Raw genomic sequence first — 15765 nt, forward strand, 5'->3', positions numbered from 1 at the left:
TTTATTTCACTGAAAGGCTAGGCTGTATGAGATAGTGATCCTGAACCTGTGGATCGTAGAGCTTTCGATACAATCCGTTTGCCTTCATTAATTCGCGATGGGTTCCCCGTTCTACAATATTTCCACGATCCAACACCCAGATTTCATCACAATGTCGAATGGAAGAAAAACGATGTGCCACCATCACAACGGTCTTTTTTTCTAAAAGCTTTTTAAGTCCTTCTTGGAACAAAAGCTCTGATTGAGCATCCAAAGCCGAAGTAGGCTCGTCCATGATAATAAAGGGCGCATTCTTTATAAAGGCGCGGGCAATGGCTATCCGTTGTTTTTGACCACCAGATAATTGGAAGCCTCCCTCACCCACAACAGTTTGATAACCCTGAGACAATCCGGAAATAAATTCATGTGCATTCGCTAGTTTAGCTGCTTCTACAATTTCTCCAAGGGTTGCATTTTCTTTTCCAAAGGCAATATTTTCTGCAATCGACTTAGAAAACAAAAAGACATCCTGTGGGACATACGCAATAAAGGATCGAAGCGAAGCGATATCCCAATATTGTGAATAAGAATTATCGCCTTTGACCCGGAAGTGTCCCGTATTTGGAACATAAAGGCCGCAAAGTAGTTTCACAATCGTTGATTTTCCGCCTCCGCTTGGCCCAACAATCGCGATATGCCTGCCCGTTTTTAGCTCAAAATTTAAATGATGTAACACGGGAGGTTTTTGTTCATCATATGTAAAGGAAATTTGATTGAATTGTAAACAAAAATCTTTCGCTACATGATCCTTAGGTATCTCTGTGGGAATGATTTCCTCTTCAGGTAAAGACAGAATCTCCCCCGTACGTCTATACGATCCTAATGCTTGTTGAAATTGAATGATTAACTCGGGAAGCACTGAGACTGGCTGTATAATATGTCCCAAGAAATAAATAAAGGCGATTAACTCCGCTGGTTTCAATTCCTGATGGGCAATTAGATAAGCTCCAAACAGAATACAAAACACCAGCGGACTTGACATAAATATAATATGCAGCGGATTTAACCAAGCATGTCTGCGTTCAATTTTTAAATTCAGATGTAGCATTTGTTCAATTGCCGTTTTGAATCTTCGAAAGAAAGCTTCATATAAATGAAACACTTTAATGATTGGAATTCCTGAGATAGTATCTTTCATAATAGAGGCTGTACGACCGACCTGCTGTTGTAGTTCGTAGGAGTAGGCATTAAGAGGTTTGCTTATCATAGCTGCAAAAAGTAATGCAAATGGAACCAAAGACAAGCTAAAAAGGATAAGTTTCCAGCTAATCAAGAAAAGGTAGACAAAAGCAGCGATAAACATGAGAGGCTCAATGATTAGTTTTGGAAAGTGTTCAGTCAAAAATCGTTGTACAATCGTTAAATCATTGGAGAATCGGGATAAAAGATCCCCAGTGCTGTATTTTTCTACAGAGGCAAAGGAAGCACGCTCTAATTTTTCGGCAAAGCGATTTCGCAAATCTCTGATAATGGAAGCACTAAATTTCGTAGACAACCATTTCACAAAAAAGTGAGCAATCATCCCGATCATGACACAAATCCCAAACACATACAATAAAGTGCTCATATGATCCTGAGTGTCAACGATAGAATACGAAACCATCTGCTGAATATTGTATCCAATCACAACTTCTACAAGAACAGCTACAATGCTACAGATCACAATTAGTACCAATAAATACCAATATGTAAAAATTGTTGCTACTATTTTTCCCCACATTGATTCTTGTAATTGACTACGTATTCTTTTTATCAAGTTGTTCTCTCCCCAAGATTTCCCTGATTTTTGTTACCTGTAAATAAGAGTACACTATTTTTTAGCAGTTGTTTAGTTAATTTTTTACAAACCTTCTTCAAATTTTAAATTAAGCAATTTTTTATACCTACCCTTCTTTCCTTTCAAAAAGGTTTATTGGTAAAAAATAGTTACCTAATGTTAGTAATGTTGCATAGTCGTAAAGTTGGCTAACTCAGATTAAGGGGAGGATGTTGGCAAAGAAGGTTTACTTATCGTGCCTATGCTGTTTCATTATCTAAAATTTGATTCTCTCGGTCATGAGCCTTTTTGTCACAAATTATACTGGCTTCATCCAGTTGAAGTAGAACAGATTATAGAAGATAACGAAAAAGAACAGTTTATCAAGCTTCTTCGCTATCAAGCATGAGTGCTGAACAGATTTGTCACACATAAAATCTTGCTCGTATTGCAGGTCATCATGGAAAGCTGTAACGCCCGGAAAAAAGTGGCAGTCTACTCGTAACAAAATAAGCTAAGATGCCAAAAAAAGCCCGGCCATCATACCAAGCTTCTCGACGTGAACAAACTCTCATTTCTTTATGACCTGTTATGGGTTTGTTTTTATATTGCATGCTTTAAACCATTCTTTACTTATAAAAGAAATAAAAGAAAATTCCCAAAAAAATAACGGTGCATATGACGTAAAACATTGTTAATCTGGTCAAATTTCTTTTTGTCTTCGTACCATAATTATGATCCTTTGGCTTTATCCCTACCAGGATAGTCCCAATGGCAGCTACCAATACGATCAAAAAAATGAAAGGTATGAGATAAGTCATTCGTTTCAACTCTTTCTGCCGTTTTATTTATCATAACTCATGATCGTAATAGTCGCGACCATCCACTTTCCGTTTATTTTGCCCATCCAGTTGATTAAGCTTGTGATTACTTGTTTGATTTCTTTTGCTTCTATTGTTAATAGATCGAGTCTGACCACCAAAAACGATGGAAAGACGCCCTGCCTTAGCTATATAATTGAAAAGAGGAAATGTTGAATGAAAGGGGTAGATTATATGATACTGAAAGACGATTTACTATCAAATTTCGAAGGTGTTCGTAAACGAACCTTGAAATCTTTAGCGGTAATACCTGAGCAAGTCATCGATTGGCGTCCAGACGATCACAAATTTTCTTTTGGTGATATCGTCCGGCATTTGGGCTCTGCAGAATTAATGTTTTATCATGCGATTATACATAATGAATGGAAGTACTGCGGGCATGAACCCGATAAGGGGCCGAGTATGGAGGAAGCTATTCGTTATTTACAGAATTGTCACAATACTGTTCTGACAGGTCTTCATCAGTTAGAGCCTGAGCAACTAACCAGGAAGGTGAAAAACCTCTTAGGCTATGAAGTCAGTGCCTGGAGAATCATAATGGCAATGGCTGAACATGAAATTCATCATCGAGGTCAGCTTTCTGTATACATGCAGGTAAATCATATTGATCCCCCACAAATATTCGGCTTGAAAATCGAGCAAGTCCCTGACCCAAGAGATTAGAAAGTGTTATTTCTTAATAATCTGATACCCTCGTAGAAAAATAACGAAATGAAAAATTGAGGTTGCTATAGCATTGGTCTTCTCCATCTCATAAAAAAAGACATTCCCACCAGTGCAATTACAGCCTACTGCGGAAACGTCCTTTGTTAAACCATATAAGTTGATAAAATGACAGCACATTCCTAGCCCCAATTCATCTTGTAACCTCTTCATCAAACAAGCTCTCACTTACCTGCTCTAGCTTTTTCTCTAAGCGCAAAAGCCTTTTTTCATACATTTCGCGTTCTGATTTATTCCTTTGCCGCAGATATGACGTTTTCTTTTGCCAGCGCTCGAAGGCCATTTTGGTATACGCATATGCCTTGTCATATTCTTTTAATTGATGCTCACAAATCTTGGCTGCCTCGATACAAATCTCTTCAGTACCCCATTCTTTGTCCTGTAAGCAGGCGTCATAGCAATAAAGAGCCTTACCCCATTCCTTTTGACGCTTAAATATATGTCCTAGCGCAGCTTTTGCCCGCCCAGCATAAGGATGCTTGCTACGAGCCACTTCCTTGTAATGTGACAGAGCCAATTGCTCTGATCCGATCGCCTCATACCAGCGTGCCACTTCATATCGCTCTTCCATAGACATCGTAACAGACTCTACAGACAACAGCATATAAGAGATATGAATATAGAGGGTAATAAGGGATAGTACATCCACTTCATTATGCTGAAGCACACCAGCAATATGTTCTGGATTCTGCTCTCTGACGTATTCAAAATATAGCATTGGGGCTAGTGAGCCAGGTATGTCTTCCAAGCGCCTGATTCCTAGCTTTTGTTGTTCTACGATCGACAAGCGACAAGAAACGAGTTCATTTTTCCATAGTCTTCTCGCCCCATGCAACAAATCGATGTGACCAAACACAGGTAAGGCTGGCACATCGTTTCGTACCAGCGTATGTCGTGTTTTTACCTGAGGCCAATCAAACGCTTTTCCATTATAGGTGACAAGTTGCTTGGATTCTTTTACATCGGCTAAAAATGACTGATACAACGTAATTTCCGAAAAAGGATCGGTTAAAAAATGCTGACGAACGACCACCTCGTCCTGTTCCCATTTACTATAACCCAATAAGAAGATGGTATTACCCACCCCACCATGTAAACCAGTTGTTTCTGTATCAAAGAATAGTAAATCCTCTGGGCGTTTGTTAGCAGCAGACAGAGGATGCTCCATGCCGCTTTCGTTCCATTTGTCAATAACATCAAGTAACGCCGAAAATTCATAGTTCCCATGAATCATGTCTAAGGGATAACGAACTTCTCGTACCATAGCGTACTCCTCTTCGCCAAAGAATGGTTTGGCTTGAAGACGTCGCCACGTATCTGCATAAGGTATCTGGATTTGAGGTGATTCATAAACGCTTCGTTTACAGTCCGACTGCTCGGGTCTTTGTAAGCTGGAAGCGGATATATCACTCTGTTGTTTGGGCTCTGCCTGCTTTTCCTGCCGATCTGCTTGCTCGTTATTACTTTCGAGTGTCAGATGCTTTTTCATTCGTTGCAATTTATTTTTAAGAGACAAACGCTACTCCCCCTTGCGCCACTCGCAATAGAGATAGTGCTAGCTCTTTTCCATCCCGTTCCACATAGCCAATACACGAAGGACATCCCGACGCACATGGACATGAGCTAATCATCTCTTCTGCTTTAGCAAGTATGGTTTCCATCTGGTGATACACCTGTTCGCTAAGGCCAATGCCACCTGGATATCGGTCATAGAAGAATATCGTTGGTTGATTCGAATGGACAGCTTTTCTCTGCGAGATTACATGCAAATCTTTCGGATCACACATCACCCATAAAGGAGCAACGTGTTGCAGCACATGTCCTGCCCCAACCAGCCCAAGCTCTACCTCCTCTTGACCAATCGTTTGTAAAATAGATTCCGGAAAACTAATCCAAGCTGCATTCGTGTGCAATTCTTCTTCTGGTAAATGTATCGGCCCTGATCCGATGTTCTCATGGGTCTCGAACTTAATTTTTTTAAAAATCGTAGCCATCGCATTAACCGCTACTTCCCCATAAGCCAATTCAGTCTCGTTCTGCTTCCGTGCAAAATCTGACTCTAGAACCTTTAACTGGACCGCTACATTCGCATCTGTGTAATAATCGACCTTCACCTCGCGAATATAGGCCTTTTTCTCTTCATAATCCAGCTTTTCTACTTGGTACTGCACCCCCTGATGCAGATAAATCGCTTCCTCATGCAGCAATGTCATCGAACTGAAACGATCCATTTCTCCAATGACCTTTTCCTGTCCACGCTCGGTAATATCGACAATCACCACATTCTCCTGTGAAGCAGAGCGCAAGCTGATGTTATGAGCTGGAAAAGAATCGTTCATCCAGAACCACTTCCCCTTTGAGAAGTGCAAGACCTGCTCCTCCGTTAAAAATTCTAGAATTTCTGCTATTTCTGCCCGCCCAAAAGTATCTCCTGTCGTAAAAGGCAGTTCATATGCTGCACACTTCATATGATCCACAAGAATGATTAGATTGTCAGGATTAATACGAGCTGACTCCGGATTTCGTTCAAAGAAATACTCTGGATGCAAAATAATGTACTGGTCAAGTGGAGAAGAGCTTCCAACCATAACCACGACAGACTCATCCTGCCGACGTCCGGCTCTTCCTGCCTGCTGCCAGGTACTAGCCACGGAACCAGGATATCCTGTAATCACACATGCCTGTAATTGGCCAATGTCTACACCTAGCTCTAGTGCATTTGTGCTAACCACCCCGACAATATCACCTTGTCGCAATCCTCGTTCAATTTGTCTCCTTTGTGTTGGTAAATATCCGCCTCTATAGCCTTGAATTGTTTTGGACCCCAGTTTTTTTCGAATCAGCTCCTGTAAATAGGTCAAAAGTATCTCTACACGCACACGGCTTCTCGCAAATAAAATTGTTTGCACTCCATTTGTTAGAAAAGTAGATGCTATGTCCCTTGCTTCTAATGTTGCACTCCTACGAATATTTAGCTGATGATTTACAATAGGTGGATTGTAAAATATAAAATGCTTCGTTCCTGCCGGAGCTCCATTGTTATCTACAAGTTCCATCTGTTCCTCTGTGATTTGTTCTGCTAATTGCACTGGATTTGCAATAGTGGCAGAAGTACAAATGAATTGTGGATAAGAACCATAATATGCGCATATACGTTTTAACCGTCTGATCACATTGGCAACATGGCTCCCAAATACACCGCGATAGGTGTGTAGCTCATCAATTACCACATATTTCAAATGTTCAAAAAAAGCGACCCATTTCGTATGGTGAGGCAGGATCGCAGAATGTAGCATGTCCGGGTTTGTAATGACAATATTGCCGGCCTTGCGGACCATTTGCCGTATAGCAGCAGGCGTATCACCATCATAGGTCTCCGATTTAATGCTTAGTCCCATATCATTGATCAATTCATGTAACTCACTCTTTTGATCCTGAGCCAGGGCTTTAGTAGGAAACATGTATAGTGCCCTCGCTTGCGCATCATTAGCCAACGTTTGCAAAATTGGCAGGTGGTAGCACAGGCTTTTTCCTGAAGCGGTTGGAGTCACAGCCACAATATGCTTCCCATCCTGAATATGGCGAAAGGCTGTTGCTTGATGTGTATATAAAGATGAAATCCCTCGTCTACTCAAAGCTTGAGCAATCCGTTCATCTATTTGCTCTGGAAATGGTACTACCTGTGGATCGCGTGGCGGAATCGTTGTCCAGTTAACGATGTTTTGTTTCATCCGCTCATCAGAACGAAACTCTTCTAAAAGTTCCGCCATGGTTTTCTTTCGTAACATGTATTGATCACCCTCTTCTTTTCTATTGTACGTAGAGTGTCAAGGTGAAAAAAGCTCTCTGCCCTTCCTGATATGTGCAGATTTCGCTGATTAGAAAAAGCTAAAAGCTAACAATCTTTCTCTTCAGACCGATCGCTAGCTTTCAATGAACAATATATTGAGACTCCTCATACTCGACGACAAGGTCTATTCTGTCACATTTTTACCCATACCCATTCCGCTTAACACATCTGCTACGGTTTTGTTTGCCAATTCTTGCTCCATCGCCTGCTGGGCACCTAAAAAAACATCAGTCAGGGTGTGTTGAATCTGCCTTCCGATTGGACATGCTGGATTGGGCTCCTCATGAATTGCGAATAGCTCATCAGGGCTTTGTACTGCTTTGTAAACATCAAGAAGAGTTATTTCTTCTGGACTTTTGGTTAACGTCGATCCTGGGGACCCGACCTTAGACTCTATCATTCCTGCTTTTTTTAACATGCTGCTAATACGGCGAATTACTACAGGATTTGTATTTACACTCCCAGCAATATAAGCTGATGTAGCCTGTCCACAGGGAGTGGAGGCTACTATTGAAAGGATATGAATAGCTACTGCAAAACGACTATTTACCATCTGCGTTTTCCCCCCTATTCTATGATTAGATAGTCGCTACCCCTACTTTATACCTTTTTTGCCACAAAAAAAACACCTAAAAGATATACCTCAAGGTACATGGAAAGGGTAGCATTCAAACAGACTCTGTCCTTGATGAACATGATCGGTTTCCTTTATCTTTTAGGTGTATTCTTTTACACAAATAGCATGACTACCTTGTATAAACATGCTGACAAGAGTGCGGTAATCGGCATAGTGATTATCCAAGTAAACACGATCCGTCGTGCTACTCCCCACTTTACGTCTTTCACACGCTGTGCTGATCCTACCCCCATAATGGATGAAGAGATGACATGTGTTGTACTAACAGGCAAGTGTAGGAAAGTAAATCCAAAAATGATAAAGGCTGACGACAAATCTGCTGCCGCACCGCTAACCGGTTTCAATTTGGTAATTTTGCCTCCAACTGTTTTAATAATTCTCCATCCGCCTACCATGGTACCAAGTCCCATTGCTAATGCGACAGAGACACGAATCCAGGTTGGAATGTCTGTAGTTGTCTGGAAGCCTGCTGTGATCAAAGCCATCGTCATAATCCCCATGGTTTTTTGTGCATCATTAGTTCCATGGCTAAATGATTGCAAAGCAGCCGTCATGATTTGAAGAATGCGAAATCCCTTGTTCGTTTTAGCCAGATTAGAATTGCGAAATACTATCTTGAATAAGGACATAACTAAAAATCCAATAATCAGTGCTGCAACAGGGGAGATGAGCAATGCTTCCAATATCCGAATAAACCCTGAGTAATTTAAGCTCCATAAACCTTCTGAAACGATAGCAGCACCAGCAATCGAACCAACTAGCGCATGGGAAGAACTACTAGGTATGCCATAGTACCAGGTAATTAGATTCCAAGCTATCGCACCAATAAGGGCGCATAAGAGGACGATCGAACCATTTTCAAGAGAAAAAGGATCGACAATATCTTTTGTAATGGTTTGAGCTACACCTGTAAACAATAAGGCACCAAAAAAATTCATCAATGCTGCCATCACAATTGCTACTTGGGGAGGCAATGCTCTTGTAGAAACGGAAGTGGCAATCGTATTGGCTGTATCGTGAAACCCATTAATAAAGTCAAAAGTTAAACCCAGGATGATGATGCAAACCAAAATAAAAAGTACACTATCCATCATGGAACCCCTCTTCTTTAGACATTTCTCATGATGATCGTTTCCAGTGCATTGGCTACATCCTCACAGCTATCTGCAACGCCTTCGAACATCTCATAAATCTCTTTATACTGCATAATGGCAATCGGGTCTTTTTGAGAAGCAAAAAGCTGACGAATACTTTTATCTAATACGGCATCCGCTTTTGATTCTAGATCGTTTATTCTTACTACATAAGGATGAATCTCGTTCATTTTCTTCTGGAACAACAGATCGGTCGCTCCTGCAATCTCCTTAGTAGCTGCAAGCAATAGAACCGTAAACTCCTTCATGTGCTCGTCCCACTTCTGGATATTATAAATCTCCAAGCGAGAGGAAAGCTCCTCAAAACCATCTAGTACGTCGTCTAGCTTCACAGCCAATGCCAAGATGTCTTCGCGCTCAATAGGTGTGATAAATGCCTTGTTTAACTCCATAATTACTTTATGTATGTGTGTATCTGCCTTATGCTCGTAGTCTTTCATGACACTAGAGAAGGTAACCAGATCTCCATCGTTCTTCTCAGGAAATTGAGCAAAATACTGAGCAGACTCCTCAATTATACTTACAATCTGGCTTAACGTACTAAAAAATTTATCGTCCTTTGGTCTAAAAATCATAAATGCTCCTCCTCTTTCTCCAAATCTCGTGCAAAACTATTCAGAAGGAGTCCCAGGTGATATCCCTCGGATGAATGTGTTTATAGTATGGTGCATTATTTCTTGCTCATTCAACGTAATTAACGAACGACACAAACTGAATCGCATAAAAAAGTAGCCCGTCGTGAGACAAATAAATAATTCTGCCGTAGCAACACAATCAATATCAGCTATCTTACCCTTTTCCTTCATTTTAGCAAAATAATCAGTCAACATTTGTTTAAACTGATTTGGCTGGATCGAGATTTTTTTCACAAGCTCAGCAAACACAGTCGGGTCACGAAAACTAATTGAAATAATATCCTGCATCTCAGTAAGTTGCCGCAAAAAATATTGGCCGATATGTAACAGGTCCACTTCCAGTTCCCATGTGAAGTAATCTCTTATGATGTCCATCTGAAAAGTGTGCCTTTGCACGATCATTTCCATAATTTTGTCTTTACTGCCAAAGTTCCTAAAAATCGTCACTTCATTGACTCCGGCTTTTTCGGCAATTGCTTTTGTAGTCGTAGCTCTGTAGCCCTGTTCCTTTAACAAGTCTATCGTAGCCTGCAGAATTTTATCATTTGTCGATTCTTTCCTCATCTCTTTTCACCCTAATTTTATGAATGCAAGCACTTACTTGCAAAGAAAAGTATAGTTCACAGACAGAACAGATGTCAATTTGTTAGAAAACTTAGCTGTGTCAGAAATGAAAAAGATAGAATTGGCTTTTATACAAACAGTTTTTTCCCCCTCAAAATAGTCTTCGCGGGTTCCGAATCTATTCCCTTCTGTACTAGCTTATATGCAGAAAAATTTCCCTGAAATAAATCGTAATGATTTCGATTTTCTGGTATTGTTATGACTATGAGCAGAACTGAACATGTCAATGAAATGTTTATGTACATATGAATTGTTGGATGGATGTTCCTTCGCAAAATATCTGTACAGGAGGTTTTACATGCTCGCAAAATTTCGTACGATCACATTGGAATTAGGCTTTGTGCTCATCATCGGAGCCTTTTTATACCTATTTTTGTCGGGTGATCAGCTCACTTCCTTTCTTCCTGCCCTACTCTCTTCCCCACAGCTATTAGATGTAAAAACGCTTTTCTTTAGCATTTTGCTAGAAGCCATTCCCTTTGTGTTGATTGGTGTGTTTTTTTCTGCATTATTACAAACCTTCGTACGTGACGAAACTGTTTGAAACTGGACACCTAAGCACCCATTAATAGCTATCCCTTTCGCTACGCTGCTGGGATTTATTTTTCCTGTCTGTGAATGTGCCATCGTACCAATCGTGCGCCGGTTGATTCATAAAAGGTATGCCTGTTTATGTGGGAATGGTTTTCTTATTAGCAGGTCCAATCATTAATCCTGTTGTGATGGCAGCAACATATACAGCATTTCCTATTGATTCGCAGATGGTATTATATCGAACGCTGTTTGCCTTTATCGTTGCGGCAGTGGTAGGAATTGTTCTCTTTCTCACACAAAAAACCACCCCCTTAAGCTAGGGAGTGAATATGAGATAACACCGAACAATGTATCCTGCTGTACAGCAGACGAACAGGTATCCGGAGTTTTTATACATTCGCCCACTGCCAAGGAATTTAAGACAGATAGCTGGGTGAAGGTGAAGGGAACATTAGGCATGACAACATTTGAAGGCAATGAACTTCTCGTTTTACAGGCTCAGCAAATCTCACAGGTACCAGCACCGAAAGACCCTTATGTCTACTATTCTGCTCTCCCTAACAGCTAGATTTATGAAATATTTTATTTTTTACAATTTTTAGGTTTCATTTACCTCTTTCTGTGTTAAAACCAATATATACCCTGTTTTTTCATATACACTAAAGGAGGTCGTTTAGATGCATAAGGAATTAGAAACAGAGGTTGCCATTATCGGCGGCGGTGTAGGTGGATTTGCAGCAGCTTTAGGCGCCGCACGGCTTGGAAAAAAAGTAATACTTACAGAGGAAACAGATTGGATTGGCGGGCAATTTACTAGTCAGGCCGTACCACCTGATGAGCATCGTTGGATTGAGCAGTTTGGTTGCACCCAAACCTATCGTCAATTTCGTAATCAAGTTCGGGACTACTACCGTTTGCACTTCCCATTGACGACAGAAGCACGTTTAAAATACAATCTTGATCCGGGTAATGGTAGTGTTAGTCGACTATGTGCTGACCCCCGCGTCTATTTGTCCGTAATGGAAGAAATGCTAGCACCTTATGTGCATAGTGGACTAGTTACGATTTTAACTCGTTTTAAACCGATTTCAGTTGAAACACACGGTGATACCGTTAGTTCTGTTACGCTTTCCCAATGTGACAACGAGATTACCCTGACGATAAAAGCCCCCTATTTCCTAGATGCTACAGAATGTGGTGATCTTTTACCTATGGCTAATGTCGAATATGTCACTGGGGCTGAGTCTCAATACGAAACCGGTGAGCCTCATGCTATAGACGGGGATGCAAGACCCTTTGACATTCAGGCCTCGACATATGTGTTTGCGATGGACTATGTAGAAGGAGAAAACCACGTTATAGATAAACCAGCAGACTACGAGTTTTGGCGGAATTACAAGCCTGACTTTTGGCCAGCTCGTCAGCTAAGCTTTACGGCAGCCGACCCCAGAACATTACAGCCAATTGAATACTCCTTGTTCCCTGATACAGAAAAATTTTCTTTATATACGTATCGAAGAATCATTGATCAATTAAATTTTGTTCCCGGCACCTTTTCTACAGATATTACCCTAGTAAACTGGCCACAAAACGATTATTGGCTGGCCCCTATTTATGACCTTCCAGAAGAAGCGGTCTCGAAGCATTTAAATCAGGCAAAGCAGTTAAGCTTGTCGTTATTGTACTGGATGCAAACAGAGGCACCTCGACCAGATGGAAAGGAAGGATATCCTGGATTACGATTACGCCCAGATGTGATGGGAACAATGGATGGATTAGCTAAGTACCCATACATTCGAGAATCTCGCCGGATTAAAGCAGCATTTACTGTTCTGGAGCAGCATGTGAGCGCAGAATGGAGAGGTGACGAGGGCGCCGAGCGTTTCCTTGATACAATTGGCATTGGCAGCTATCGCATTGACTTGCATCCAACCACGGAAGGTACAAATTATATAGATGTAGCCTCCTTGCCATTTCAAATCCCATTGGGTGCGCTCATCCCTATTCGTGTAAATAATCTTTTGCCTGCTTGCAAAAATATTGGGACCACTCACATCACGAACGGTTGTTATCGACTACATCCCGTTGAATGGAATATTGGAGAGTCAGCAGGAATGCTAGCCGCTTTTTGTGTTGAAAAAGGATTTCAGCCTAGAGAAGTGTGGGAGGATACTGCCAAGCTTGCTGATTATCAACAATTGCTCACCAAGCAGGGAGTAGAGCTGTACTGGCCTAAGCTCTCAGCTGTTTAAGCATTTTCGGCGTTCAACCACCGGTCCAAAATTACATTCCAGTTCGAAATAAAGCTCGGCTATTAGTCAGCACAAGCCCCTATTCACTCATCACTCAGGGAATTGTTTGCTACACTAGCCGAGTTTTTTAATAGATCGGTGTCCCCTTTGATTGAGTAAGAAGCAGATAAAGCTCCTATTTACCGGTAATTTCTGAGTATCATTCAACTGTGTCCACAGGACTCCCATTTGGATTTTCTATTACACAAGCTATTTACTAATCCAAATATAAGAAACGTCCTGATCGTACTTTGTTTGAAGCCACAGAATCTGCCGATGATCCTTTTCAAAGTCGAACATCAATCAGCAACGAGAATGTTAGCAAAATACTCATGGAACCCTTCCTCAATCCATCAAAATAGGATTACAAACACTAAACAAATTACGCTCTTTTTAAACCAGCATATCTTCAAGTATAATTAATGGGTACTACATATCCTCGTATGAAAGCTAGATAATGATACGATTCGAAAAACTACGTCCTACCTGTCAATCCTGCAACCGTAATATTATATACAGAGGTGGAATGAGCCCAATGAAAACACGAATTGAAGAGCTTGAACGATTGTTATTGAGTAAGGTCGGCGAAGATGTACAGGAGGAATATAACAATTATCTCTCTTTACAGGGTGCTTCTGAAGAAAACCTGCAGGAGATAGAAACGCTCTTTGATATCAAGCTCCCTGAAGATTTCAAAGAATTTTATCGTTATAAGAATGGGAGTGGCTACCATTTTCATATTCTATATCCTGAATATAGCGAAGGCTGTATTGAGCCCTTTTATCTATACTCTCTTGACGAAATGATAGAAACAAAAGAATATTTCTGCAAAGAAGATGAACTCCTCAGTGAATATTATGATGAGCAAGAGATTTCCGAATTAGATGCTAGAATTAAACCATATCTATTCAACAAGAAATGGTTCCCCTTCGCTCAATTAGCAGGTGGCAGTCTATATCTTATGCTAGATTATGATCCGGCCCCGGGCGGAAAAGCTGGGCAGATTATCGCGTATGTTCATGACCCAGATTTTATTTATTACATTGCCTCGTCCTTTACTGAGCTATTATCAGAATCAAATACGAATTTACAGGATTGGGAAGAGATTGACTACTAAGATTGATTTGTTATATAAGGAGCGATGGTCACGTTTTAAGCTCACTTGCAAAACAACATCTAGTTATAGGAGAATGTTATGAGTCGAAACTATGTTCATCATATTTGTATCCAAACCAATACGTATAAAGAGTCCCTGCGGTTTTATCAAGAAGCTTTAGGATTTGAGCTGATTCAGGAAACACCTCATTTTCACCAACGTGATTTTAATACCTGGTTAAGACTAGATTCCTTCTATATCGAGCTCCAAACTGGAAAAACGGGAGAATTACTTGATCCTCCTAACGCCAATACCCAAGGACTCGTACATCTGTGTTTATGGGTAGAAAATTTGGATGCAGAGCTTCAAAGAATGAAGCATTTAGGTTATCGCCTTAAAATGAAGGATGGACAGGAAATCTATACAGTTGAAAATGGGCGATTACTGAAATTGCTCGCTCCTGAAGGGACAATTGTTGAGCTTAGAGACAATCAAGGGATCTAAAAAATAAACAAGAGGCTGTCCTTCCCATGTAGACAGTCCCTTGTTTATTTTCTGTATTAGCCTTTATAGGCTTCGCATAGCATCTTTAATAGGTAAATTACCTATCAACAATAGTAACCCTTTCCCTAACAAGCTAATAAAACGTATAATATGAATAAATACATAAATTTACAGTCCTTTTGTAAAACAAGTACTGTAAGCCCTGAAAAAAACAATATAAGAAGACCGAAATGGAAGGATTGATTTTTAACATGGCTGAATTGATGATTCGAAAACTGGGTGATCCTGTGCTGCGCAAGGTATGTAAGCCGATTACCAGTATCACAGATCGTGAACAAAAATTATTACAAAATTTAATCGATACTCTATATGCTGACCCTGGTCGAGCAGGCTTGGCTGCGCCACAAGTGGGCTATTTGAAACGAATAGCAGTCCTAGACTGTGGTGACGGATTAGTTGAATTAATTAATCCAGAAATGATTTCTCAATCGGGAGAAACCTTTGAATATGAAGCTTGCCTCTCCCTGCCTGGAATGTATGGAGCTGTGAAGCGAGCTGAATCAATCGTAGTAAAAACATTAAATCGTCAGGGTGAAGAGCAAATCATCGAGGCTTCCGGACATAAAGCACGTTGTATTCAGCACGAAATGGACCACTTGGATGGAATATTGTACATTGATCATGTAAAAAATGGGCATCTTTTTCAAGAGAAAACAAAAAAACCAGTGGACGTGTATCAAATGATTCAGCTCTCTAAGCAAAACGCTTTGTAATTGGGAATAATTCCGAATCGTTATGGTGCAAATAAAGGAGTACATATGGGGAAAACCTTAGTCGTGATTGGTGTTGTCTTGATTGTAGTTGGCTTACTCTGGCAAGTTGGGGGCCGCTTTCTGAATCTAGGGCGGTTACCGGGTGACATCGTAGTAGAAAAGGAGAACTTTCGTTTTTATTTTCCTGTAGTTACATGCATTATTATTAGCGTTGTGCTATCACTTATCATGTATGTCATTCGTTTTTTTAAATAAATGATCGTAAATC

The 15765-nt window shown here is 40.6% G+C and carries 17 protein-coding genes and 1 pseudogene; 11 read left to right on the forward strand and 7 right to left on the reverse strand.

Annotated features, from left to right (window positions below):
• Position 1 precedes the first annotated feature (1 nt).
• Complete coding sequence (locus BRLA_RS12450; RefSeq protein WP_003336312.1) at positions 2 to 1795, reverse strand: ABC transporter ATP-binding protein; 1794 nt, start codon at positions 1793 to 1795, stop codon at positions 2 to 4.
• Between the two features lie 256 nt (positions 1796 to 2051).
• Between BRLA_RS12450 and BRLA_RS23990 the strand changes: the two genes are divergently transcribed.
• Both BRLA_RS23990 and BRLA_RS12460 read left to right on the forward strand, forming a co-directional pair.
• Positions 2052 to 2204 (forward strand): hypothetical protein, encoded by a 153-nt coding sequence (locus tag BRLA_RS23990; protein ID WP_003336311.1) that lies wholly within the window; start codon positions 2052 to 2054, stop codon positions 2202 to 2204.
• Between the two features lie 646 nt (positions 2205 to 2850).
• Positions 2851 to 3339 (forward strand): DinB family protein, encoded by a 489-nt coding sequence (locus BRLA_RS12460; protein ID WP_041752593.1) that lies wholly within the window; start codon positions 2851 to 2853, stop codon positions 3337 to 3339.
• 193 nt (positions 3340 to 3532) lie between these two features.
• Here the strand turns inward: BRLA_RS12460 and BRLA_RS12470 are convergent, their stop codons facing one another.
• From BRLA_RS12470 to BRLA_RS12495, 6 genes are all read right to left on the reverse strand, one after another.
• A complete protein-coding gene (locus BRLA_RS12470) occupies positions 3533 to 4915 on the reverse strand; it encodes a ribonuclease H-like domain-containing protein (RefSeq protein WP_003336307.1) in 1383 nt (460 codons plus the stop codon).
• Positions 4905 to 7187, reverse strand: coding sequence for a DEAD/DEAH box helicase (locus tag BRLA_RS12475; protein ID WP_003336306.1), 2283 nt, complete (start codon positions 7185 to 7187; stop codon positions 4905 to 4907). Before BRLA_RS12475 ends, BRLA_RS12470 begins: the two co-directional genes overlap by 11 nt.
• Before the next feature lie 186 nt (positions 7188 to 7373).
• On the reverse strand, positions 7374 to 7802 hold the full coding sequence (locus tag BRLA_RS12480; RefSeq protein ID WP_003336305.1) for an Rrf2 family transcriptional regulator: 429 nt from the start codon (positions 7800 to 7802) through the stop codon (positions 7374 to 7376).
• A gap of 176 nt (positions 7803 to 7978) precedes the next feature.
• The gene (locus BRLA_RS12485; protein ID WP_022584741.1) at positions 7979 to 8977 is read right to left on the reverse strand and encodes an inorganic phosphate transporter; all 999 of its coding nucleotides are present in this window, start codon (positions 8975 to 8977) and stop codon (positions 7979 to 7981) included.
• Between the two features lie 17 nt (positions 8978 to 8994).
• Positions 8995 to 9615 (reverse strand): DUF47 domain-containing protein, encoded by a 621-nt coding sequence (locus BRLA_RS12490; RefSeq protein WP_003336303.1) that lies wholly within the window; start codon positions 9613 to 9615, stop codon positions 8995 to 8997.
• A 36-nt stretch (positions 9616 to 9651) separates the two neighbouring features.
• Positions 9652 to 10239 (reverse strand): TetR/AcrR family transcriptional regulator, encoded by a 588-nt coding sequence (locus BRLA_RS12495; RefSeq protein WP_003336302.1) that lies wholly within the window; start codon positions 10237 to 10239, stop codon positions 9652 to 9654.
• 358 nt (positions 10240 to 10597) lie between these two features.
• Between BRLA_RS12495 and BRLA_RS24720 the strand changes: the two genes are divergently transcribed.
• The 9 genes and pseudogenes from BRLA_RS24720 (at position 10598) to BRLA_RS12525 (ending at position 15752) form a co-directional block, all read left to right on the forward strand.
• Positions 10598 to 10843, forward strand: a complete 246-nt coding sequence (locus BRLA_RS24720) for a hypothetical protein (RefSeq protein ID WP_003336301.1) — start codon at positions 10598 to 10600, stop codon at positions 10841 to 10843.
• Between the two features lie 21 nt (positions 10844 to 10864).
• Positions 10865 to 11011: pseudogene (locus BRLA_RS24985) on the forward strand (permease); the annotation flags it as partial.
• A complete protein-coding gene (locus BRLA_RS24725) occupies positions 10980 to 11153 on the forward strand; it encodes a permease (protein WP_236867796.1) in 174 nt (57 codons plus the stop codon). The pseudogene BRLA_RS24985 and the gene BRLA_RS24725, both read left to right, overlap by 32 nt.
• 14 nt (positions 11154 to 11167) lie before the next feature.
• Positions 11168 to 11401: a TIGR03943 family putative permease subunit gene (locus BRLA_RS25140; protein WP_338012097.1), complete on the forward strand. Its 234-nt coding sequence runs from the start codon at positions 11168 to 11170 to the stop codon at positions 11399 to 11401.
• A gap of 109 nt (positions 11402 to 11510) precedes the next feature.
• Positions 11511 to 13085 carry an FAD-dependent oxidoreductase gene (locus tag BRLA_RS12505; RefSeq protein WP_003336297.1) on the forward strand — a complete coding sequence of 525 codons (1575 nt, stop codon included), beginning with the start codon at positions 11511 to 11513 and terminating at the stop codon, positions 13083 to 13085.
• A 574-nt stretch (positions 13086 to 13659) separates the two neighbouring features.
• Positions 13660 to 14241 (forward strand): SMI1/KNR4 family protein, encoded by a 582-nt coding sequence (locus BRLA_RS12510; RefSeq protein ID WP_003336295.1) that lies wholly within the window; start codon positions 13660 to 13662, stop codon positions 14239 to 14241.
• Between the two features lie 78 nt (positions 14242 to 14319).
• A complete protein-coding gene (locus BRLA_RS12515; protein WP_003336294.1) occupies positions 14320 to 14724 on the forward strand; it encodes a VOC family protein in 405 nt (134 codons plus the stop codon).
• A 251-nt stretch (positions 14725 to 14975) separates the two neighbouring features.
• On the forward strand, positions 14976 to 15497 hold the full coding sequence (gene def, locus BRLA_RS12520) for a peptide deformylase (RefSeq protein WP_003336293.1): 522 nt from the start codon (positions 14976 to 14978) through the stop codon (positions 15495 to 15497).
• Between the two features lie 45 nt (positions 15498 to 15542).
• A complete protein-coding gene (locus tag BRLA_RS12525; RefSeq protein ID WP_003336292.1) occupies positions 15543 to 15752 on the forward strand; it encodes a DUF2905 domain-containing protein in 210 nt (69 codons plus the stop codon).
• Positions 15753 to 15765: the final 13 nt, after the last annotated feature.

The organism is Brevibacillus laterosporus LMG 15441 (assembly GCF_000219535.2).
Lineage (GTDB): Bacteria > Bacillota > Bacilli > Brevibacillales > Brevibacillaceae > Brevibacillus_B > Brevibacillus_B halotolerans.